This is a genomic window from Pseudomonas sp. MWU16-30316 (genome assembly GCF_020515645.1).
GTDB classification, from domain to species: domain Bacteria; phylum Pseudomonadota; class Gammaproteobacteria; order Pseudomonadales; family Pseudomonadaceae; genus Aquipseudomonas; species Aquipseudomonas cerasi.
This window is the reverse complement of record NZ_JAIZAZ010000009.1, coordinates 66,158-91,171: the sequence shown is the minus strand read 5'-3', so window position 1 is coordinate 91,171 and position 25,014 is coordinate 66,158. Positions and strand designations below refer to the sequence as shown.

The window sequence follows — 25,014 nt, the reverse complement described above, 5'->3', positions numbered from 1 at the left end:
CAAGAGGACGCGGAGCGTCCGGAATGGCATGCGACGCAGAGCGCCGCACGATAGTGAGATGATCGTTCCTCACGCTACAGCGTGGGAATGCATTTCACGACGCTCTGCGTCGCAAGAGGACGCGGAACGTCCGGAATGGCATGCGACGCAGAGCGCCGCACGATAGTGAGGTGATCGTTCCTCACGCTCCAGCGTGGGAATGCATTTCACGACGCTCTGCGTCGCAAGTTCTACGCTGCGTCGCACAGTCAAGAGCGAACGCAGCGCGTCCAGAACGGCATGCCCACGCGAAGCACGGGCACGGCGGTGTTCTCCCGTACGCCTCTCGTCTGGCGTACCTTAGTGCAGCTTCATCCGCGGCTCGGTGCCTTTGCCGATCTTGCTGCCCAGCATCAGCATCAAGGTACGGAAGGTGCCGTACAGCGCCATCTGGTGCATGCGGTACAGCGATACATAGAACATGCGCGCCAGCCAGCCTTCAAGCATCACGCTGCCCATCAGGTTACCCATCAGATTGCCGACCGCCGAGAAGCTCGACAGCGAGATCAGCGAGCCGTAGTCCTTGTAGGTGTACTCAGGCAACGTCTTGCCTTCGATCCGTAAGCGCAGCGATTTGACCAGCAAGGACGCCTGCTGGTGGGCGGCCTGAGCGCGCGGCGGGACGTTGCGGTCGGTGCCTTTTTGCGGGCAGGCCGCGCAGTCACCGAAGGCGAAGATATTTTCGTCACGGGTGGTTTGCAGCGTCGGCAGCACTTGCAACTGATTGATCCGGTTGCTTTCCAGGCCATCCAGTTCCTGCAGGAAGGCCGGGGCACGGATACCTGCCGCCCAGACCTTCAAGCTCGCCGGAATGACCTGCCCGGTAGCAGTGATCAAACCATCAGCCGTCACTTCACTGACTGCCGCATTGGTCAGCACCGTCACACCGAGTTTTTCCAGCGTCTTGTGCACCGGCGCGCCGATGCGCTCAGGCAGCGCGGGCAACACCCGTGGACCGGCTTCGATCACCGTGATGCGCAGGTTTTCCGGCTTGATCTGGCCCAGCCCGTAAGCCGCCAGCTCATGCGCCGCGTTGTGCAGTTCTGCCGCCAGCTCGACACCGGTTGCACCGGCACCCACGATGGCCACGGTGATTTCCTGCGCGCTGTCGGCCTGACCGGCGTGGGCGCGCAGGTAGTGGTTGAGCAGTTGCTGGTGAAAGCGCTCGGCCTGCTTGCGGCTGTCGAGAAACAGGCAATGTTCTGCCGCGCCCTTGGTGCCGAAGTCGTTGGTGGTGCTGCCCACGGCGATGACCAGCGAGTCGTAACCCAGGCTGCGTGCCGGAACCAGTTCTGCGCCGTTTTCATCCAGCGTCTCGGCCAGATGAATCTGGCGGCTGGCGCGGTCCAGACCGGTCATGCGCCCGAGTTGAAACTGAAAGTTGTTCCACTTGGCCTGAGCCACGTAGTTCAACTCGTCCTCATACGAGTTGAGCGAACCGGCAGCCACTTCGTGCAACAGCGGTTTCCAGATATGCGTCAGGTTGGCATCAACCAGCGTGACACTGGCCGTGCCTTTCTTGCCCAGGGTCTTGCCCAGACTGGTAGCCAGCTCCAGACCGCCAGCGCCTCCGCCAACGATAACAATACGATGCGTCATAAGGATTACTCGGAAGGTTTAAGGAATTCGGGGGGAGCTCGATCTTCGCGAGCGCAAGGCAGCTCATAGCGTCAGAAGGCTCAATAAAGGGTTCATCACCACACTGTCCGGTTCAGGAGCGGCCTGCGCTCGACTGGATCCCGGTGTGCCTGAAGGTACTCTTCGACACACCTTTGCGGTTCCGGGTTCAGGTGGCTGCTCAATTTATGCGTTGTCTCAAGCGTGCTGACGGGCAGGGGGCCAGGGATCAGTGATTTCCAGCGGCTCGACCTGCAACACATCGTCCAGGCGGATGATGCCGCTTTGTAACACTCGCGCAGTGATTCCGCCATGCCCACGCACCGCCTGGAACGTCCCGTGACCAAGGCGCTGCTCAAGTCGCGCACACGGCTGACACCAGCCGGTGGTTTCGAATATCGCCTGACCGATCCGGAAGCGTCGATTCTTCAGGCTGAACAGGTTGATGCCACTGATCACCAGATTGCGCCGCAAATCCTGCGGCACGATGGGGTTATCCGCCGCGCGGTTCAGCAACGAGCCAACCACCGCCAGATGTTCCCACTGGATCAGCGTCACCTGCCGCGCATTGCGCGGGCCGGGCCGCGAGTGATCGCCGGTCAGACCCGCTTCGCGACGCGCTTCCACGGCATCCAGCTCGATCATCTCGACCCGCGATTGCGGACGCACGCCTATCCAGCGCACGCGACCTTGTTGAGGCACATCGGCCAGCAGTTCCTGCAAGGGGCTCATAAACTGATTCCAACATCGAAAACGACACTGCGCCCCAGATTGGTACGCAGAAAATCCGGAGCGCCGGGATGCGCGAACAATACCCGAGCGAAGGTCGGCCCCACCAGCGACAACGAGCGCCAGCCCTGACGCAGGTATTCGGTCGGTGGTGGAAAGTGACTGTTGAGGTCCAGCACCTCGCGCTTGAGGCTGGCGAAGGCGATGATATCCAGCCCGCCCAAGTCGATGCCGCGTTCGCGATAATTGGTGGATTTCTTGCGCAGGGTAGGGGCAAGTCGGTGCAGCAGTTCAGAGGCGGGAATCCGCTTGGGCTTGGCCTCCCGACGTACCAGTTGGCTCAACGAAAAAGCGCTACGTCGTCGCGCCAGCTCCTCACGCCACTCGTCATTGAGACGCCGCCCCTCGTCCAGCACGAAAAACACCTCGAAACGCCCGTCACGAAACAGCACATCCGGCGGCTCCTGAGTGGCAGGCGTGAAGTCCTCATTGCGATGCGCAATGTTCAGCCCCTGCAACAGGCGCTGACAAACCCAGCGCTCACGCTCCCACTTCCGCGCATTGGAAAGAAAGGCGTTGGCTTGTTCGGCCTGGATCGTCAACAGGCGTAGGTAGTCTGAGTCATCCATAGGGCGCTAGCTTACCGCCCAAATGTGAAGGTGATAAACAAAGACTGAGGTGTTTTCGGTAGTTTTTCGCTTGGACCTTGAGCGTCAGCGAAAAAACCTTTCAGCCGACTAAAGCTTTCTTCGTTTACGCCGAACTCATGACAAGCCAATTTAATGGCACTCAGGAATTCTTTTCGCATGGAACGTAGATGAATCCCTTTCCCCCGCTCGTTCTGGTGATCCTGACCTGCGCCTGTGCGTGCGGCGAAACTGTGTTCGCTCGAGAGCAAGCTCAACAGCATGCTGACTTACTGAGTGTTTATCAGGCAGCATCACTTAACGATGCGCAATTGTCTGCCGCACGTCATGCCTATAACGCGCAACGCGAAGCCGTGCCTCAGGCTCGGGCAGGCCTGCTGCCGAATCTCACCGCCGGGGCAACGTCTGAAGTTACCCGTCTGGAGCGGGACGAGCCTTCCTTGAGCCGTGAGCGAAGTGGCACAACGTTTCGTGCGAATCTCAGTCAGCCGTTGTTCCGCATTGATCGCTGGTTTCAATTGAAGGCTGCGCAATCGAGCGTGGATCAGGCGGAGCTTGAGCTGTCCGCCAAAGAGCAAAACCTGCTGCTGACTGCTGCCCAGGCCTACTTCGAAACACTGCGCCAACTGGACGCTTTCGCAGCCGCTCAGGCGGAAGAGGCTGCGCTGTTGCGTCAGCGCGATCAGGCTCAGGGCCGACTGGAAGACGGTGCTTCAAGCATCACTGACGTGTATGACGCCCAGGCCGCCTATGACAATGCTCGCGCCAACCGGCAACTGGTGCAGCGAAAAGTAGATGATGCCTATGAAGCGCTGGAACGCCTGACCAAGCACAGCTACACGTCAATTGCAGGCATGAGGCACCAGATGCCGGTTGAGGCTCCCGTACCCAATGACGCCCGAGCCTGGGTCGACGTTGCCGTGCGGCAGAATCTTGAGCTGCAAGCCAGCGAGCGTGCAGTTAGTGCTGCCGAGCAAACACTTAATCAGCGTAAAGCCGGGCATGCCCCCACGGTTGACGCTGTTGCTTCTTATCGCAAAGGTGATAACGACAGCTTTGGCTACAGCAACCCGACTGACTTCGGTGCTAACGGCTATCGCGACAATGTTGACCAAAGCAGCATCGGCATTGAACTCAATATCCCTCTTTACTCGGGCGGAATGACCAACTCCCAGATCAAGGAGTCCACCGAGCGTCTTTATCAGAGCCAGGACGAACAGGAAGACCGCCGCCGCGAAGTGGTGCTGAATACGCGTAATGCGTTTCGCGGCATCAATACGGGCATAGAGCAGATTGCAGCCCGACGCCAAAGCATCGTTTCCGGTCAGAAATCCGTGGAAGCCAATCAGGTCGGCGTTGATGTGGGGTCGCGCAACATCGCCGACGTACTCAATGCCCAGCGTCAGTTGTATGCCGCAGTTCGTGATTACAACAATGCCCGGTATGACTACATTCTCGACAACCTCAAGCTTAAACAGGCAGCGGGTACGCTGAGCCCTGATGATCTTAGGGCGCTGGCGATCTATCTAAAGCAGGACTACGACCCGGCCAAGGACTTTTTACCGCCGGGTCTTTAGATGCATTTTTTGAGTGCGTAGCTGAACAGTTGCAATCCGGGTGCATTAAATTCTAAAAGTGTGACGCGCATCACGGATGGCCTGTTGCCATTATTTAGCAAATTGATCAGATTTGCCTACCAGTGGCATGTCGGCAGGGAAGCGCTATGAATGATTCGGAAATAGGCGCTCAGACGCCTGATAATGCCCCTCGCCTCGACACCGGACTGGCTTCGCTGGTTATGCTTGCGCGCTTCCATCAGGTGGCCGCCTCGCCAGAGCAACTTGCCCATGAGTTTGGCAGCCCTGACCAGTATCTGTCGCAGGACAGCCTGTTACTGGCGGCCCGTAAACTCGGCTTGAAAGCCAAGGCTGCGAGGACCACCACCGAGCGTTTGGACCGTACACCACTTCCCGCGATAGCAGCGGACAATAACGGTGGATTCTTTATCATTGCGCGTCTTGATCAAGGCAAGGCGCTCATCCACGACCCTCTTTCTCAACGCCCCGAGGTTGTTACTTTCGAGGCCTTGCAGGAGCGTTGGACAGGCCAGTTACTGCTCATTCGCTCGGAGGCCGGAACGCCGGGCGAGTCTTCAAGTTTCGATTTCACCTGGTTCATTCCTGCCATCGTCAAGTACCGGAAGTTGCTGGGCGAAGTGATGCTGGTTTCCTTCGTCCTGCAAATTTTCTCGCTGATCACACCGCTGTTCTTCCAGGTAGTGATGGACAAGGTACTTGTCCATCACGGATTGACCACCCTCGACGTTATCGCCATCGGCCTTGCCGGTGTGATGCTGTTCGAGTCGGCCTTGTCTGGCTTGCGCACCTATGTGTTCGCACACACCGCCAGCCGCATCGACGTAGAGCTGGGTTCGAAGCTGTTTCGTCACTTGATCACGTTGCCGCTATCGTACTTCCAGGCACGCCGCGTGGGCGATTCGGTAGCACGGGTGAGAGAACTGGAAAACATCCGCAACTTCCTGACCGGCAATGCCATCACCCTGTTGCTGGATGTGCTGTTCTCGGTGGTGTTCATTGCGGTGATGTTCTACTACAGCGGCTGGCTGACCTTGATCGTGCTGTTGTCCCTGCCGCTCTACATTCTGGTGTCGGTGCTCATTACTCCTGTGTTGCGCAAACGCCTTAACGACAGTTTTGCCCGAGGTGCTGAGAATCAGGCGTTTCTGGTCGAAACGGTTAACGGCATCGACACCCTTAAATCGATGGCAGTGGAGCCTCAAGCCATTCGCAAGTGGGATAACCAGTTGGCGGGCTATGTCGCTGCCGGATTCAAAACTCAGAACCTGTCGACCATTGCCAACGAAAGTGTCTCTCTGATTGGCAAACTGGTGACTGTCGCAACTTTGTGGTTCGGTGCGCGCCTGGTAATCGACGGCCAACTTTCGGTCGGCCAGTTGATTGCATTCAACATGCTCGCCGGGCGTGTTGCCCAACCGATCATGCGCCTTGCGCAGCTGTGGACCAACTTCCAGCAGACCGGTGTGTCGGTTCAGCGTCTGGGCGACATCCTCAATACCCGCAACGAACTCTCGCAAGTCAACCGCAGTGCATTGCCGCCGATCAAGGGGCGCATAGAGTTCGACCAGGTGCATTTTCGCTATCGTCCGGATGGCTCGGAGATCCTGCGTGGCATCAATCTGGTTATCACGCCAGGCCAGGTCATCGGTGTGGTGGGGCGCTCCGGCTCTGGCAAAAGCACACTGACGCGTCTGTTACAGCGCCTCTATGTACCAGAGCGCGGTCGGGTGCTGGTCGACGGCATGGATCTGGCGCTGGCAGACGTCTCTTCCCTGCGCCGCCAGATCGGCGTGGTGCTGCAGGACAACATGCTGTTCAACCGCAGCATCCGCGAAAACATCGCCTTGAGTGATGCCGGAGCGCCTTTGGAAGCCGTGATGCAAATGGCCAAACTGGCAGGCGCCCACGATTTCATCCTTGAGCTGCCGGAAGGCTACGACACGATGGTCGGCGAGCACGGCGCGTCGTTATCCGGTGGTCAGCGCCAACGTATCGCCATCGCCCGCGCGCTGATGGGCAACCCGCGCATCCTGATTTTCGACGAGGCCACCAGTGCGCTGGACTATGAGTCCGAGCGCATTGTTCAGCAGAACATGCAGGCCATTTGCAAGGGGCGCACGGTAATCATCATCGCGCATCGGCTGTCTGCCGTTCGCGATGCCAACCGCATCGTCGTCGTGGATCGCGGGCAAATTGTAGAGCAGGGCACTCATGCCGAATTGCTGACGCATCAAGCCGGTCACTACTCGCGCCTCCATCGCCTGCAGCAAGGAGGCAGCCATGTCTAACGCCGAATCCAGCGGACTGTTACAACGCTATCGCCGTGTCTGGCGGCAATCCTGGCGACAGCGTCGAGAAATGGACGCGCCCAAGCGCCTGGCGCATGAAGTGCAGTTTCTGCCCGCCGCGCTGGAGTTGCAGGACAAACCCAGCCACCCCGCACCGCGCATTTTCATGTGGGCGATCATGGCGTTCGCGGCACTGGCGCTGCTGTGGGCCTGTCTGGGCAAGATTGATGTAGTCGCCACCGCCAGCGGCAAGATCATCCCCAGCGGCAAGACCAAAACCATTCAGTCCAGTGAAACGGCGGTGGTCAAGGCGATTCATGTGCATGACGGGCAATCGGTCAAGGCCGGTCAGTTGCTTCTGGAGCTGGATTCCACATCAGCCGATGCTGATGTCGGACGCGTCCGCAGTGATTTGCTGGCTGCACGTATCGACAGTGCCCGAGCGGCCGCCATGCTCGATGCAATCAACCAGCGCAAACCGCCTCGGGATCTGACTGGCACCATTGTTGATGCCGACCCGATGCATGTGCTGGCGGCTGAGCGCTGGCTGCAGGGCCAGTATCAGGAGTACCGCAGCAGCCTTGACCTGGTCGATGCCGAGATTCAGCAACGTCAGGCAGACATTCAGGCGGCGCGTATTCAAGTCACGAGCCTGCAGAAAACCCTGCCCATCGCCACCAAATTGGCCAGCGACTATGAAAACCTGCTGAAAAAGCAGTACATCGCCCGCCACGCTTATCTGGAAAAGGAGCAGGCTCGCTTGGACCTGGAACGCCAACTGAGCGTACAGCAAGCCAGCGTTCTGCAATCCACCGCCGCCCGCCAGGAAGCAGAACGCCGTCGCGAAGGCGTAGTCGCCCAGACCCGCCGCGCCATGCTCGACTTGCTGCAGCAAGCCGATCAAAAGATCGCATCTTTCAATCAGGACCTGACCAAGGCCCGCTATCAGGAAGACCTCACGACCCTCGAAGCACCCGTAGACGGCACCGTCCAGCAACTGGCCGTGCATACCGTCGGCGGTGTTGTCACCCCCGCGCAACCGCTGATGGTATTGGTCCCCGACGGCCAGCCGGTGGAAGTGGAAGCCATGCTGGAAAACAAGGACGTCGGTTTCGTCCGCGCCGGTCAGCCCGTTACCGTCAAGGTCGAGACTTTCACCTTCACCAAGTACGGCACGATCGAAGGCGAAGTCATCAGCGTCTCCAACGACGCCATCGAAGATGAAAAGCGCGGGTTGATTTACAGCAGCAAGATCCGCCTAAACAGCAACACGCTGAATGTGAATGGTGTGGACATCAAGTTGTCACCGGGCATGGCAGTGACGGCGGAAGTGAAGACCAATAAGCGGCGGGTGATTGAGTATTTTTTGAGTCCGTTGCAGCAGCATGCGTTGGAGAGTTTGAGGGAGCGCTAGAGCTGTAGATTCATTTTTTAATATTGTTGAGTGGTTTGTCTGAATGTTTCTGTTTGTAGATGTGCTTAAGGAGGGATGATGTTTCTTTTAGGTCTGACGATTTATGCTATTGGTGGCGCCTCTCTCTATTTTTTTGTTGATGACTTAGCGGGCTTAGGCGGTGGCGTTAGCCGTATATACTCCTTTTTTTTTCTTGTTTTGGATGCTCGGATTTCCACCTATAGTGTTATGGGTTTTTTTTGGTCGACCTTTTGTCATACAGTCTGGATCATACTGTTCTCGGAAAAAACTGAAGGTTGGGTAAGTGAAGTTAGACTGTCAGATGTTATGTATTTGTTTGTTAGAGTGTTCGTCTTTTTATTTTTCAGCTTTGTGGTTCTTGGCGTGGTCGGGATTGGAGTGGCAAAAAAACCATTTTCCGATTTTCATCAATTTTTTTCTATATTGGTACCTTGTTTACTGTTGGGTGGGTGGGTTTGGTCTGTCCGGGATTTTTTGATTGCGGCATTTAATTACGAAAAAGGAAGTGTTGTATGAATGTGCCAACGGCGGTTTTAAAAAAGGCTGGTGTCGCGACTTACATATATGACAAGGTTGATAGCGCAATAACGTGGTATGGTATTGCTCAAGATGCCGTTGATCCTGCTACCAGGGAAAGCGCTTACTATAAAGTGGCAGAAGAGCTTTCAAAAGCCGCTGGCGTAGGTGCTGCAACTTTTTTGCTTGAGAAAATCACCGAGAGAACTGGTTTGGATCGAGTCTTTGACTCTATGCAAAATAACCAGACACTTCAGGAGTATCTCAAGCGTCAAGGTTTTAAAACCGAGCTTATGAAGTTTGGTTTTGCAAAGATGCTTGAAGCAGGTATTGATTGGTCAGCAGAGGAGATATCCAAAAGGAGATGGCTGGATCCGATATTTGACGCGGTGAACGGAAAGTTTTCTTCAGCCCGAAATTTTGTACCCCGAGGTGACCCCCTTGCACTCGATCTTGATAACGATGGAATAGAAACAGTTAGCGTTGCAGCAGGCGTGAAGTTTGATTTTAACGGTGATGGGTTAAAAACTGGTACTGGCTGGGTAGGTAAGGATGATGGCTTTTTAGTATTGGATAAAGATGAAGATGGTCTGATTGGCAGTGGCGCAGAACTATTTGGCGTAGATACAATAAAGGCGGACGGAACCAAGGCTGTAAATGGCTTTGACGCGCTTTCAGACTTGGATTCAAATAAAGATGGTGTTTTCGATAGGGAAGATACTCTTTTTGATAGTGTTAAGGTGTGGCAGGATTTTAATCAAGATGGTATTTCTCAGATAGGTGAGCTTAAAAGCCTTAAAGAGCTAAATGTTAAGTCTATAAGTTTAGAAGCAAGTGCCTCCAATGAGATCCAAAACGGTAACGTAATTTCAGCTATCGGAAAGTTTACTTATGAAGATGGTCATGTTGGTAAGTTAAATGGTAACCAAAGCTCGGCGGCAAATTTGGATCTGGTTTCAAATCCATTTTACAGTGAGTTTGCAGATAGCTACGTTAGCGATTCCGCTGCGCAACTAGTGAATATGTCAGGTTCGGGTGCAGTTAGGGACTTGGCGGCTGCCGCAACCATGAGTCAAGGGCTTTACCAGTTACTTGAGGCGTACTCAAAGGCAAGTACGCGGGCGCAGCAACTGTCCATGTTGGATGATCTGTTAAGTGCTTGGAGTGCGACGTCAAGTTTTGATACGTTCAAAGAGCGTATTGGAGATCTGATTGTAGGTAATAATAGCTTTAAGTTTGAGTACTCATGGAATATTAAAGAGGGTGTCGTCGATTCGGGAAATGGTGGTGGCGAAGGAGGAAGCGGCGGCTCAAAAGATTCAACTCCTACTTCTGAACAGCTGGAGCAGATGAGAATTTTTGAGCGCATCTCCATACTGGAGATTTTTAATGGTCAGGTTTTTTTTGATTTTTCTTCATCTACGGATGCGTCGAAAAACTCTTCAGTTAGCTTGACTGTAGGCAGTATTAATACTTCTAAGTCACTAGGGTTGTTGCTTGGCGGTCAAGTGATAACTTTGACTGAAAAAGACTTTTTATTAAACTCTACTCAGGTAGCGCTTCTGAATGAATCATACTCTGAGCTTCTCGATTCGGTCTATCAAGGGTTGTTGTTGCAGACACGACTAAAATCCTACTACGGCGCCGTGGATCTGTCTGAAGATTTGGAGTATTTAGATTATAGTAAGGTTTTTGAGCTGATTGATAGTAAGTTTCTACTTTCTAAAGTTGACGCTTTAGTTGATTTGGTTGAGCTTATGGGGACATCGTTGGGACGCGAGATGCCCACCGAGTTAGCGGCTGAGTTTAATTCGTATTATGAGTCTCTCACACAGTCTGAGCAAAAGCTTCTTGCACTGGAGCTCTCGGGTCTGTTTATAGGTTCTAGCACTAACGACTCATTGCAGGTTCAGTTGGAAAAAGCCTATATTTTTGGTAAGGCGGGTAATGACTCTCTTTATGGCGGGGAACGCAATGATGTATTAAATGGCGGTGACGGCTCTGACTACCTGAGTGGTGCTGGCGGTAATGATGTACTCATAGGTGAAATTGGTAATGACACCATTTCTGGTGGTTTGGGTGATGACTTCATTGAGGGCGGGCAGGGTAATGATCAACTTGATGGGGGGGCTGGTTCTGACAGTTATCGTTTTAGTCGTGGCTGGGGGCAGGACTCGATAAATAATTATGACTCAAGCGCGGGAAAGCTCGATGTTATTGAGTTTGCTGCAGATATTCTTCCTGTAGACATAGTTGTTACTCGCGCATATACCGATTTAGTTCTTTCGCTAAAGAACTCGTCTGACAAAATTACTATTTATGGGTATTTCCAGAATGACGGCATTACCCCGTATGTATTGGAGCAAATCCGCTTTGCTAATGGCACCACTTGGACCCTAGACCAAGCCAAAATCATGGCGGTTGTCACTACAGATGGCAATGACAATGTCTGGGGCTACGCGACTGATGACACCCTGAATGGTGGTCTGGGCGATGACAGCCTGTATGGTCAGGCAGGCAACGACATCCTTCAGGGCGGAGCCGGAGCTGACAGCCTCTCGGGTGAAAGCGGCGACGACACTCTGCTCGGCGATTCCGGGAATGACTACCTATACGGCGGTTCTGGCACCGACCAGTTGTCTGGGGGGGAGGGCGCGGACTACCTGACTGGTGGCGAGGGCAATGACACACTGCTAGGTGATGCAGGTAACGACACTCTTTACGGTGATTCAGGTAACGATCAACTGGATGGCGGTACTGGCAACGACTACCTCACGGCCGGTGATGGTTCTGATGTCTATCGTTTCAGTCGTGGCTGGGGCCAGGACTCGATCAATAACTACGATTCGAGTGCTGGAAAGACAGATGCTATCGAGTTCGCGGCGGATATTCTTCCGGCCAATGTCATCGTCACTCGTTCATACACTGACCTGATCCTGTCGCTGAAAGACTCTGCTGACAGAATCACGATTTCTGGCTATTTCCAGAATGACGGTGTTACTCCTTATGCGTTGGAGCAGATCCGTTTTGCCGATGGCACGACATGGAATCTGGATCAGATCAAAGCCCTGTCAATTATCACCACAGATGGCAATGACAATGTTTGGGGTTACGCCACCGACGACGTTCTGAGCGGCGGTTCAGGCGATGACAGTCTTAATGGTCAGGGGGGTAACGATACTCTTCAGGGCGGAGTCGGTGCAGACAGTCTCTCGGGTGAGAGTGGCGACGATACTCTGCTCGGCGATGCTGGAAATGACTATCTTTACGGCGGTTCCGGCATTGATCAGTTATCCGGTGGCGATGGCGTGGACTACCTGACTGGTGGCGAGGGCAATGACACACTGCTAGGTGATGCGGGCAACGACACTCTGTACGGCGATTCAGGCAACGATCAACTGGATGGCGGTACGGGTAACGATTACCTCACGGCCGGTGATGGTTCTGATGTCTATCGTTTCAACCGTGGCTGGGGTCAGGACTCGATCAATAACTACGATTCGAGTGCCGGAAAGACAGATGTTATCGAGTTCGCGACGAACATTCTTCCGACCGATATCATTGTTACCCGTTCATATAATGATCTGGTCTTGTCCCTAAAAAATTCCACGGACAAGGTAACGATTTCCGGCTACTTCCAGAATGACGGCGACACGCCTTATACCGTAGAGCAGATTCGATTTGCTGACGGCACTCAGTGGGACGTTGAGCAAATCAAGAGCATGGCGGCCTTTACCTTCACTGACGGTAATGATGCTCTCACCGGCTATGCATCCGATGACCGTATTGTTGGTGGTATGGGGGATGACGTCCTCAATGGCCTTGCCGGTAACGATGTTCTGAATGGCGATGAAGGCAGCGACACCTTGTATGGCGGTATTGGCCAGGACACATTGAGCGGTGGTTCCGGCTCAGACTACCTGTATGGCGAGGAAGGGAACGATTTGCTGGCTGGCAACGCCGGTAGCGATACTCTCTATGGCGCTGATGGTAACGACATCCTTGATGGTGGCACTGGCAACGATACGCTTGATGGCGGTCGCGGTTCTGACACTTACCGCTTTGCAAAAGGGTATGGTCAGGACAGCATCAACAACAACTCTTACGGCGAAACAGCTGCCGATAAGGTTGATGTCATTCAGCTGGATGGCTTGAATCCGGCCGACCTGCGCTTTTCTCGGTCGGGTGACGATCTTGTCATTCAGATCAAGGCAACAGGTGACACCCTGACTGTGCGTTCGCATTTCAGCCAGGATGGCGTCACCGCCTACGCGATTGATCAACTGAAATTCGCCGACGGCTCCGTGTGGGATGGTGCACAGATCAAAGCTGCCGTTGTTCTGCCATCGGAAGAGGCCGACACTCTCACTGGTTATGCCACAGCAGATAGCCTCTTTGGCCAGGATGGAAACGATTCGCTGAGTGGTCGTGCAGGCGATGATGTGCTCGACGGGGGCAATGGCTCGGACACTTTATACGGCGAGGATGGCAATGACACATTGCTGGGGCGCGCAGGTAATGACTCGCTCAGTGGCGGCTATGGCGATGACGTGCTGGATGGTGGTTCTGGCAACGACAGCCTTGACGGTGGTTATGGTTCTGACACCTACGTTTTCCGTAAAGGCTCTGGCCAGGACAGCATCAGCAACGGCGTGTACAACGAGGGCACGGTTGGCAAGCAAGACGTCATTCGTCTTGAAGGGCTTAACCTGAGCGATATCAGCCTGCGTCGGGAATACAGTGATCTGATTATCCAGATCAAGGAAACCGGCGATACCCTGCGTGTTTCCTCGCATTTCTCTCCTTCCAGCAGTTACTACAACTACGCCATCGATCAACTGCAGTTTGCTGACGGTACTGTCTGGGGTGTAGATCAGATCAAGGCTTCGTTACTGACGGGGGGCGAGTTCAATGACACGCTCACCGGTTACGACACTGACGATACTCTTGAAGGATTGGCAGGCAACGACACGCTTTCTGGCGGCCTTGGTAGTGACACCCTTCGCGGAGGTGCAGGGCGCGACACTTTATATGGCGAAGACGGTGCAGATACGTTGCTCGGCGGTGCCGACAACGACAGCCTGGCCGGTGGTAACGGGGACGACCTGCTGGATGGCGGTACTGGAAACGACACACTGGAAGGTGGTAAAGGGTCGGACACCTATATCTTTGCTAAAGGCTCTGGCTCCGACGCAATTGATAACTCCAGTTACAACGATACAACCGCCAACAAACTCGACATTGTACGTCTCGATGGCCTGAACGGTGATGACGTCAGCCTGCGCCGGGAGTCCGACGACCTGATTGTGCAGATTCGTCAGACCGGCGAGTCTTTGCGAATCCGTTCGCATTTCACCTCTGAATCCGGCAGTTGGAGTTATGCCATCGATCAGTTGAAGTTTGCCGATGGCACTGTCTGGGATCGCGCAAGCATCACTGCTGCGCTTCTTGATGGTACCGACGGCAACGACACTATCACGGGCTACGACACTGCCGACACGCTCTTGGGGCTGGCGGGCAATGACACACTCAACGGCCGCAATGGCAATGATCTGCTTGATGGTGGCGACGGCAAAGATAGTCTCAACGGAGAGGCTGGCGATGATTCCCTATTGGGCGGAGCAGGCAATGACATTCTCTCCGGTGGCGAAGGTAACGACACTCTCGACGGTGGCACGGGCAACGATTCGCTTGAGGGCGGTAAAGGCTCGGACACTTATATCTTCCGAAAGGGGTCGGGGCAGGACATTGTCTACAACTATGCCTACAACGAGAACATGCCGAACAAACTGGATGTGGTGCGCCTGGAAGGGTTGACCGCTGAAGACGTCAGTATTCGCCGCGAGTCTGACGATCTTGTCATTCAGATTCGTCAGACGGGCGAAATTCTGCGGGTCAGTTCACATTTCGCAGTTGATCAAACGTATGGTTATGCAATCAATCAGTTTCAGTTTGCTGACGGTACAGTCTGGGACCAGGCCAAAATCACTTCGGCGCTTTTGATAGGCACGGAAGGCAGCGACAGTATTATCGGTTATGCCACTGCCGATGAGCTGGCAGGGCTTGAGGGTGACGATGTGCTCAATGGTCGTGCTGGCGATGATCTTCTCAGTGGTGGTGAAGGCCGCGATACGCTCAACGGTGAGGACGGTGATGACACCCTGCTCGGTGGTCTCGGCAACGATACCCTTAACGGTGGCGCGGGCAACGATACCCTCGATGGAGGTGCTGGTAATGATTCGTTGGAGGGTGGCAAGGGCTCGGATACTTATATTTACCGAAAGGGTTCTGGGCAGGACACCATCAGCAACTACTCCTATAACGACCTCACAGCCAACAAGCTGGACGTCGTTCGTCTGGAGGGACTGAATACCAGCGATGTAAGTATTCGTCGTGAATCCGATGACTTGCTTATTCAGATTCGTCAGACGGGCGAGACGCTGCGTATCAGTTCGCATTTTACCGTGGATCAGTCCTACGGTTATGCAATCAACCAGCTGCAATTTGCCGATGGCACCCTTTGGGACGAGGCGCAGATTACGGCTGCCTTGTTGATCGGTACTGAAAGTGACGACAGCATCACGGGTTATGCCAGCGACGATAAACTGGCAGGCTTGGCCGGCAATGACATTTTAAGCGGTCGCGGCGGCGATGACGTACTAGACGGGGGCGATGGCAAGGATACGCTCAATGGTGAGGACGGAAACGACACGCTGCTGGGCGGCGCAGGAAACGATTCGCTTAGTGGCGGCGCTGGCAACGATGTTCTTGATGGGGGGACCGGTAACGATACGCTCGATGGCGGAAAAGGCTCCGACACGTATGTGTTCGGCAAGGGCTATGGCCGAGATACCATCAGTAACTATGCCTACAACGACACCACTGTCGACAAACTCGATGTTATTCGGCTTGAGGGGCTGACCTCAGAGGATGTCAGTATTCGCCGCGAGTCTGATGACCTGGTTATTCAGATCAATCAGACGGGCGAAACAATAAGGGTCAATTCGCACTTCTACGCAGACCAGAGCTATGGATATGCGATCAATCAGTTGCAGTTCGCCAATGGCATCGTTTGGGACCAAGCGCAGATCACAGCGGCATTGCTGATAGGCGCAGAGAGCGACGACAGCATCACAGGCTACGCGAGCGAAGACCGCTTGTCCGGCGGAGACGGTAATGACACCCTCGCTGGTCGGGCTGGCAACGACCTGCTTGAAGGTGGCCGCGGCAAGGACACTCTTAATGGAGAGGAAGGCAACGACACGTTGTTGGGCGGTGCAGGTAATGACACGCTGAGTGGCGGTTATGGCAGCGACACTCTGGACGGCGGCAGTGGCAACGACTCGCTGGATGGTGGATTCGGCTCAGACACTTACGTATTCCGCAGGGGCGCGGGCCAGGACACTATCAGCAATTATGCCTACAACGACACAACGGTCGATAAGCTGGATGTGATCCGCCTTGAAGGGCTGAACGCTTCGGATGTTCTGATACGGCGTGAGTCCGATGATCTGGTTATCCAGATCAAAGGCACAGACGAAATCCTTCGCGTCAGCTCGCACTTCTCAACCAACGTTCTTTATGGCTATGGCATTGATCAGGTGCAGTTTGCAGATGGCTCGGTGCTGACCAGTGCGCAAATCAAGACAACTTTGCTGACAGGCACTGAAGTCGATGAAACGATAGTGGGCTACGACTCGGCGGACAGTCTGTCCGGACTGTCTGGAAACGATGTTCTTTATGGTCGTCAAGGCGACGATCTCCTTGACGGTGGCGATGGCAAGGACACGCTCTATGGCGAAGACGGTAACGACACGCTGTCAGGCGGTGCAGGTAATGACACGCTGAGCGGCGGTTACGGCAATGACCTTCTCGATGGCGGTAGCGGCAATGACTCGCTGGACGGGGGTTATGGTTCCGACACCTATGTGTTCCGCAAAGGCTCGGGCCAGGACACCATCAACAACTACGCCTACAACGACACCACCGTCGATAAGCTGGACGTGATCCGTCTGGAGGGACTGAATACTTCTGACGTAGTGATGCGTCGTGAGTCGGATGATCTGGTGATCCAGATCAAAGACAGCGGTGAAACCTTGCGCGTCAGCTCGCACTTCTATGCCAATGCAGCCTATGGATATGGCATCGATCAGGTGCAGTTTGCGGATGGCTCGGTGCTGACCAGTGCGCAAATCAAGACAGCATTGCTGACCGGTACTGACGTCGATGAAAGCGTAGTGGGCTACGACTCGGCTGATAGGCTTCTTGGATTGTCTGGCAACGACATGCTTTACGGTCGCCAAGGCGATGACGTTCTTGATGGTGGTGACGGCAAGGACACGCTTTACGGTGAGGAAGGAAACGATACGTTATTGGGCGGTTCAGGCAATGACACGCTGAGTGGCGGCTATGGTAACGATCTTCTGGATGGCGGCAGCGGCAATGATTCGCTGGACGGTGGTTTCGGCTCCGATACTTATGTGTTCCGCAAGGGCTCCGGCCAAGACTCCATTAGCAACTACGCCTACAACGACACCACAGTCGATAAGCTGGATGTTATTCGTCTGGAAGGGCTGAACGCTTCGGATGTTGTGATGCGTCGTGAGTCGGATGATCTGGTTATTCAGATCAAAGATAGCGGCGAAACCCTGCGTGTTGGCTCGCACTTCTATGCCAATGCGACCTATGGCTACGGCATTGACCAAGTGCAGTTCGCAGATGGGTCGGTGCTGACCAATGCGCAGATCAGGACGGCGCTGCTGACTGGCACCGAAGGAGATGAGTCCATTTCGGGTTACGACTCTGCCGATAATCTGTTGGGTCTGTCGGGCAACGATTTGCTCTACGGCCTGCAAGGTGACGATACCCTCAAAGGTGGCGATGGCCGAGACACCCTTAGTGGTGGCGACGGTAACGACACCCTTGATGGCGGAGCCGGTAACGATTCGCTGGACGGTGGCTATGGTTCCGACACTTATGTGTTCCGCAAAGGCTCGGGCCAGGACACCATCAACAACTACTCCTACAACGACACCACGGTTGGCAAGCTGGATGTGATTCGCCTGGAAGGCCTGAATGCGTCTGATGTGGCGATGCGCCGCGAGTCTGATGACCTGATTATCCAGATCAAGGACAGTGGCGAAACCTTGCGTGTCAGCTCGCACTTCTATCCCTATGCCAACTATGGCTATGGCATTGATCAGGTGCAGTTTGCAGACGGTTCGGTGCTGACCAATGCGCAGATCAGGTCAGCAATGCTGTCGGGCTCTGAAGGTGATGACACTGTTTCGGGTTACGACTCGGCTGACAGTCTGTTCGGGCAGTCTGGTAACGACGTGCTTAGTGGTCGCCAGGGAGATGACATTCTCGACGGCGGCGACGGCAAGGATACGCTCTATGGTGAGGATGGCGACGACACGCTGTTGGGCGGCACAAGCAGTGACACGTTAAGTGGCGGCTACGGCAATGATCTACTTGATGGAGGCAGCGGCAATGATTCGCTGGACGGTGGTTTCGGCTCCGACACCTATGTGTTCCGCAAAGGCTCGGGCCAGGACACCATCAGTAATTACGCCTATAACGACACCACGGTCGGCAAGCTGGATGTCATTCGTCTTGAGGGGCTGAATGTTTCTGACGTAGTGATACGTCGTGAGTCGGATGATCTGGTTATCCAGATCAAGGACAGCGGCGAAACCCTTCGCGTCAGCTGGCACTTCTACGCCAGCGCGATCTACGGTTATGGCATTGATCAGATACAGTTTGCGGATGGAGTCGTTTGGAACAAGGACGATCTCAACGCCAATCTCTCCACCGTTGTACCGGTGAGCTCTTTGACCATTACGGGCACAGAAGCAAATGAAACGCTGACCGGTGGGACGGGGCACGATTCGCTTTATGGTAATGGCGGCGATGACATACTAGAGGGCGGTGCGGGTAATGATCGTCTGGATGGCGGTTATGGCAATGACACCTATGTCTTTGGGAAAGGTTCGGGCCAGGATACTGTTTTGGCCTATGACCCTGTTTCGACCCGAGCTGACATCGTCAAGCTGGTAGGGCTGAACAGTGGTGATGTAACTATCGTTCGGGAAAGCAACGATCTGTTGATCAGAGTTAAAGGTACGACGGACACCCTTCGAGTCAGCAATCACTTTACCAACGATTCTACCTATGGCTACCAGATCAACCAGATCCAGTTTGCCGACGGTGATGTATTAAACCTGGCGGGGATAAATGCCCTTGTAATGCAATCCAGCAATGCTGATGAAACATTGACTGGTTTTGCCAGCGACGATGTGATCGCGGGGGGCGGTGGAGATGACACACTCAATGGGGCTGCCGGCAATGACACTCTGTCCGGCGGCACCGGCTCCGACACGCTGAATGGTGACGATGGTAACGATTTGGTCAATGGCGGATCAGGTAGCGATGTTCTCAACGGTGGTGCCGGGAACGACGTACTGGATGGTGGGGCTGGTAACGATCGTCTGGATGGCGGCGCTGGAGACGATATTTATCTCTTTGGCAAAGGGTCAGGTCAGGACGTTATTTACTACGCCAATGAGGCTCGAACAGACAAGGTAGACACGATCCAACTGGTCGGCCTCAATGTAGGAGATATAAGTATCTCGCGAGCCGGCTATGATTTGGTCCTCCGGGTCAACGGCACTACCGATAGCCTCAGAGTGGTATATCACTTCCTGAGCGACGCGACATCGGGGTATCAGATTGACCGCATCCAGTTCGCCGATGGAAACATCTGGGGGCAGGAAACCATCAAGTCTCTCGCACTGCAAGGCACTGATGCTGATCAATATCTCGAAGGTTACGGCACTGATGATCTGATCGAGGCCGGTGCCGGAGACGATACTGTTTACGGTGCTGCTGGCAACGATAAGCTTTTTGGTAATTCAGGGGATGATGCCGTCAATGGCGATGACGGCGACGATCTTGTGCAAGGCGGATCGGGCAATGACACCCTTAATGGTGGCGCGGGCAACGATGTGCTCGATGGAGGAACGGGTAACGACATCCTGAACGGTGGTGCAGGCAATGATTTGCTAGACGGTGGTGCTGGTAACGATCGTCTGGATGGTGGTGCGGGTGACGATACTTACCTGTTCGGCAAAGGATCAGGCCAGGACACCATCTACTATGCCAATGAAACCCGCGCAGGCAAGGTTGATACGATCCAGCTTGTTGGCTTGGGTTCAGCAGATATAAGTGTTTCACGAGATGGCAGTGATCTGGTTATTCGGGTCAACGGTACTACCGACAGTTTGCGCGTGGTTTATCACTTTGCAGGTGATGCAACATCGGGCTATCAGATTGACCGCATCCAGTTCGCAGATGGCAGCGCCTGGGATCAGGAAGCGATCAAGTCTCAAGTATTGCAAGGCAGTGACGCCGACCAGTACCTGGCGGGCTACGGTACTGACGATCTGATCGACGGCGGTGCCGGGGACGACACAATCGTCGGTGCCGCTGGCAACGATAAACTCGTCGGTGGGTCAGGTGCCGATACCTTGAATGGCGATGATGGTAACGATCTGCTGCAAGGCGGATCGGGTAATGACACCCTCACCGGCGGTTCGGGTGACGACGTGCTTGATGGTGGTGCCGGGAATGATCGTCTTGATGGCGGAGCCGGTGACGATACCTATCTGTTCGGTAAAGGATCTGGGCAAGACACCCTTTACTACGTCAATGAAACCCGTGCAGGCAAGGTCGATACGATTCAGTTGGTCGGTCTCGGCGTTTCGGACGTCAGTGTTTCGCGAGATGGCTACGACCTGGTAGTTCGGGTCAATGGCACGACCGATACCCTGCGGGTCATGTATCACTTCATGGGCGATGCCACTTCCGGTTATCAGATTGATCGCATCCAGTTTGCCGATGGCAGCACTTGGGGGCAGGACACAATCAAGACCCAGGTCATGCTGGGGAGTGATGTGGACCAGTACCTGGCAGGGTACGCTACCGATGACTTGATCGACGCGGGCGGTGGGGACGACACAATAAACGGTGCTGCTGGCAATGACACTCTGATGGGTGGCTCCGGAGCTGATACGTTGAGTGGTGAAGAGGGTAGCGATCTTCTGCAAGGCGGGTCGGGCAACGACATCCTCAACGGTGGTGCTGGCAACGATGTGCTAGATGGAGGTGCCGGGAATGACCGTTTGGATGGCGGAGCCGGTGACGATACTTACCTGTTCGGTAAAGGCGCGGGCCAGGACACCATTTACTATGCGAACGAAAACCGTGTAGGTAAGGTCGATCAGGTCAAGCTGGTTGGCCTCAATGCTGCCGATGTCAGTGTGGTGCGTGACGGCTATGACCTCGTAATCCGTATCAACGGCACGACCGATACACTACGTGTGATGTATCACTTCATGAGTGACGCCACCGCCGGCTATCAGATCGACCGGATCGAATTCGCCGATGGCAGCAATTGGGATCAGTCTGCCATCAAGGCGCAGGTGCTAACAAGCAGTGATGCTGCTCAGGTTCTGACGGGTTTCGCGAGCGACGATCTGATCGATGGTGGCGCCGATGACGATACGTTGTATGGCGGCGCCGGGCAGGACCGGTTGTTGGGTGGCGACGGTGCCGACTCGCTCAATGGCGATGAAGGTGATGATTACCTCAATGGCGGCGCTGGAAATGACAGCCTCGCAGGCGGCAGTGGTAATGACGTACTTGATGGCGGTGCCGGCAATGATCGTCTCGATGGCGGTGCGGGTGACGATACCTACCTGTTCGGCAAGGGCTCGGGTCAGGACACCATCTACTACGCCAACGAAAGTCGTGCGGGCAAGGTTGATCAAGTCAAACTGGTTGATCTCAATGCTGCTGATGTAAGTGTTGCTCGTGACGGCTATGACCTGGTCATCCGCATTCTTGGCACGACCGATACTCTGCGAGTTGTTTATCACTTTATGGGCGATGCAACAGCTGGCTATCAGATAGACAGAATTGCGTTCGCGGACGGCGGCTTCTGGGATCAGACCGCAATCAAGGCGCAGGTGTTGCAAGGTACTGAGGCTGACGAAACGCTGTCGGGCACCGGCAGTGATGACGTCATCTATGCGGCAGCGGGCGACGATTCGGTCAATGGGGGAAGCGGCAACGATACTCTCTCCGGTGGCAGCGGTGCCGACACGTTGAATGGCGAGGATGGCAACGATGTATTGAATGGCGGCGACGGTAAGGACTCTCTCTACGGCGGTAACGGTAACGACCAACTGGACGGCGGTGCTGGTAATGACATGCTGGACGGCGGCAACGGTGACGATACTTACCTGTTCGGTAAAGGTTCGGGCCAGGACAGTATTTACTACGCCTACGAAGGTCGTGCCGACAAGCTCGATACGGTGAAGTTGATCGACTTGAATGCTGCGGACGTAAGTGTGCGCCGTGACGGTAATGATTTGCTCATTCGTGTACTGGGTACCACCGATAGCCTGCGAGTGGTAGCTCACTTCACCAATGATGCGACTTATGGTTACCAGGTTGATCGAATCCAGTTTGCCGACGGCAATAGCTGGAATCAGGCGTCGATCAAATCTGCGGTTCTACAGGGAACGGATGCCGACGAGACGTTGGCGGGCACAGCCATTAGCGACAGTATTGACGCAGGTGCGGGAGACGATACCGTCAATGGTGGCAGTGGCGACGATACGTTGTCAGGCAGCAAAGGTGCAGACACTCTCAATGGCGAGGCCGGTGACGATCTGTTGCTAGGTGGTATGGGCAATGACACCCTGAACGGTGGCCTCGGTAACGACATCCTTGATGGCGGCGCCGGTAACGACCGTCTTGATGGCGGTGATGGTGATGACACCTATCTCTTTGCCAGAGGCGCTGGTCAGGATATGGTCTACTACGCCTACGAAAGCCGTATCGGCAAGCTCGATACCGTGAAGCTTACTGACCTTAATGCAGTAGACGTCAGTGTGCGCCGCGACGGAAGTGACCTACTCATTCTCGTATTAGGCAGTACTGACAGCCTCCGTGTGATGAGCCACTTCACCAATGATGCGACTTATGGCTATCAGATTGATCGCATTCAGTTCGCCGATGGAAGTTTCTGGGATCAGTCCGCCATCAAGAACCAGGTTCTGCAGGGTAGCGATGCGGACGAAACATTGTCGGGCACCAGCGGCAACGATGTTATCGATGCGGGAGCAGGTGATGACGTCATCAATGGCGCTGCTGGTAATGACACTCTGACAGGCAATGCCGGAGCCGATACGTTGAACGGTGGCGAGGGCAATGATGTGTTGCTCGGCGGCGCAGGGAATGACAGCCTCAGCGGTGGTGTGGGTAACGACTCCCTGGACGGCGGCGCTGGCAACGATCAACTGGACGGTGGCGAGGGTGACGACACTTATCTGTTCGGTAAGGGCGCCGGGCAAGACACGATTTACTACGCCTATGAAAATCGCGAAGGCAAGCTGGACACGATCAAACTTACCGATCTGAATGCTTCCGATGTCAGCGTGCGCCGTGACGGTAATGATCTCATCATCCGTGTGTTAGGCAGTACCGATAGCTTGCGAGTGGTTTATCACTTCCAGAGCGACGCGGCTGGAGGTTATCAGATCGACCGTCTCGTTTTTGCCGATGGCAGCGTCTGGGACCAGACGCAAATCAAATCTCAGGTACTTCAAGGCTCGGATAGTGATGAAACGTTATCGGGTACCTCTGGCAATGACGTTATCAGCGCCGGTGCTGGCGACGATACTGTGAACGGTGGTAGCGGCAACGATACTTTGTCCGGCGGTGCGGGTGCTGACACGCTTAACGGTGACGCTGGTAACGACTTGCTGCAAGGTGGGGCCGGCAATGACACGCTCTACGGCGGAGATGGCAATGATGTTCTGGATGGCGGTGCCGGTAATGATCAACTGAACGGTGGTGACGGAGATGATACATATCTGTTTGGCAAAGGCGCTGGCCAGGACACGATCTACTATGCCAATGAAGCCCGTGTCGGAAAACTTGATACCGTAAAACTTGCCGACCTGAATGTCAGTGATGTCAGTATCACTCGGGACAGCAGTGATCTGCTCATTCGCGTTAACGGTACAACCGATAATCTGCGCGTGATGAATCACTTCGCTGAGGACGCAACCAGCGGATATCAGATCGATCAACTGCAGTTCGCTGATGGCACCCTATGGAGTCAGTCGACCATCAAATCACAAGTACTGCTTGGAAACTCATCTGACCAGACACTTCGCGGTTACGCGAGTGACGATGTCATCAACGCTGGCGACGGCGACGATACTGTTTCCGGTGGCGCTGGCAAGGACAGCCTCTACGGCGGCAAAGGGATCGATATGCTGTATGGCGAAGAGGGGAACGACAGGTTGTATGGAGAAGCGGGCAACGACACTCTCTATGGCGGGTCGGGCAATGATGTACTTAACGGCGGTACTGGCAACGATAGCCTTATCGGGGGCGATGGCAGTGACATCTACGAGATCAGCATCGGCTCAGGGCGAGACGTTATCAACAACTACGACGTCAGCAGTGGCACCGACGTGCTGCAATTCGGTACTGATGTAAGCCTTGAAGACCTCTGGTTCCGTCGCAGTGGCAGCGACCTGGAAGTCAGTATCATCGATACCAACGATAAGGTGCTGGTGAGCAATTGGTACGCAGCTAATGACTATCAGGTGGATCAGTTCAAAACTGCCGACGGCAAAACGCTGCTGGATAGCCAAGTGCAAAGCCTGGTCGACAAAATGGCGTCTTTCGGAGTTGATGCAGGGGCCGAGCGGAATCTGACTGCCGCACAGCAAACTCAGTTAGATGCTGTGCTGGCTGCAAACTGGCAGTAAGGTAGGTGGGAAAGAGGTGTATCGGTTATCGATGCATCTCTTTTTCTGACTGATTTAGTGGTAGTCGTACTCAGATCGATCTGGGTAATAGAGTTGCGCAATGCGCTGACTTATTCGGTTTTTGGAAATCAAGGAGGGATTTATGCAAGTGGGAAACGTTAATGGATACGATGTTGTGTCTGAGATCTGGTGTGACAAGTGCGCAACAGAAGGCGCGCGTCGAGGGGACTTTACGGTTACAGGGGCAGATCCCGTGCCGGCTCAGCCCTGTCAACGGTCGAGTTGTGGCGATCC

Annotated in this window: 8 protein-coding genes; 5 read left to right on the top strand and 3 right to left on the bottom strand. The window is 54.7% G+C overall.

The genetic code is table 11. The features are described 5' to 3' along the window. Window positions 1-339: 339 nt before the first annotated feature. From LCH65_RS23430 to LCH65_RS23420, 3 genes are all read right to left on the bottom strand, one after another. Window positions 340-1,638: an NAD(P)/FAD-dependent oxidoreductase gene (locus tag LCH65_RS23430; protein WP_003430739.1), complete on the bottom strand. Its 1,299-nt coding sequence runs from the start codon at window positions 1,636-1,638 to the stop codon at window positions 340-342. A gap of 216 nt (window positions 1,639-1,854) precedes the next feature. Continuing rightward, the gene (locus LCH65_RS23425) at window positions 1,855-2,388 is read right to left on the bottom strand and encodes an MOSC domain-containing protein (protein ID WP_003430737.1); all 534 of its coding nucleotides are present in this window, start codon (window positions 2,386-2,388) and stop codon (window positions 1,855-1,857) included. Beyond that, the gene (locus LCH65_RS23420; protein ID WP_003430735.1) at window positions 2,385-3,014 is read right to left on the bottom strand and encodes a DUF1780 domain-containing protein; all 630 of its coding nucleotides are present in this window, start codon (window positions 3,012-3,014) and stop codon (window positions 2,385-2,387) included. Before LCH65_RS23420 ends, LCH65_RS23425 begins: the two co-directional genes overlap by 4 nt. 188 nt (window positions 3,015-3,202) lie before the next feature. Here LCH65_RS23420 and LCH65_RS23415 point away from each other — a divergent pair, with 188 nt between their 5' ends. The 5 genes from LCH65_RS23415 to LCH65_RS23395 all read left to right on the top strand — a co-directional run bounded on the left by LCH65_RS23415 (window position 3,203) and on the right by LCH65_RS23395 (window position 24,720). Continuing rightward, on the top strand, window positions 3,203-4,609 hold the full coding sequence (locus LCH65_RS23415) for a TolC family outer membrane protein (RefSeq protein WP_226439839.1): 1,407 nt from the start codon (window positions 3,203-3,205) through the stop codon (window positions 4,607-4,609). A gap of 146 nt (window positions 4,610-4,755) precedes the next feature. Continuing rightward, window positions 4,756-6,918, top strand: coding sequence for a type I secretion system permease/ATPase (locus LCH65_RS23410; protein WP_072367052.1), 2,163 nt, complete (start codon window positions 4,756-4,758; stop codon window positions 6,916-6,918). Then, complete coding sequence (locus LCH65_RS23405) at window positions 6,911-8,332, top strand: HlyD family type I secretion periplasmic adaptor subunit (protein WP_072367053.1); 1,422 nt, start codon at window positions 6,911-6,913, stop codon at window positions 8,330-8,332. The genes LCH65_RS23410 and LCH65_RS23405 overlap by 8 nt, the downstream gene beginning before the upstream one ends. Before the next feature lie 78 nt (window positions 8,333-8,410). Beyond that, a complete protein-coding gene (locus LCH65_RS23400) occupies window positions 8,411-8,869 on the top strand; it encodes a hypothetical protein (protein WP_083553802.1) in 459 nt (152 codons plus the stop codon). Continuing rightward, entirely contained in the window at window positions 8,866-24,720 is a 15,855-nt protein-coding gene (locus tag LCH65_RS23395; protein ID WP_226439838.1) for a calcium-binding protein, read from the top strand. The genes LCH65_RS23400 and LCH65_RS23395 overlap by 4 nt, the downstream gene beginning before the upstream one ends. Window positions 24,721-25,014: the final 294 nt, after the last annotated feature.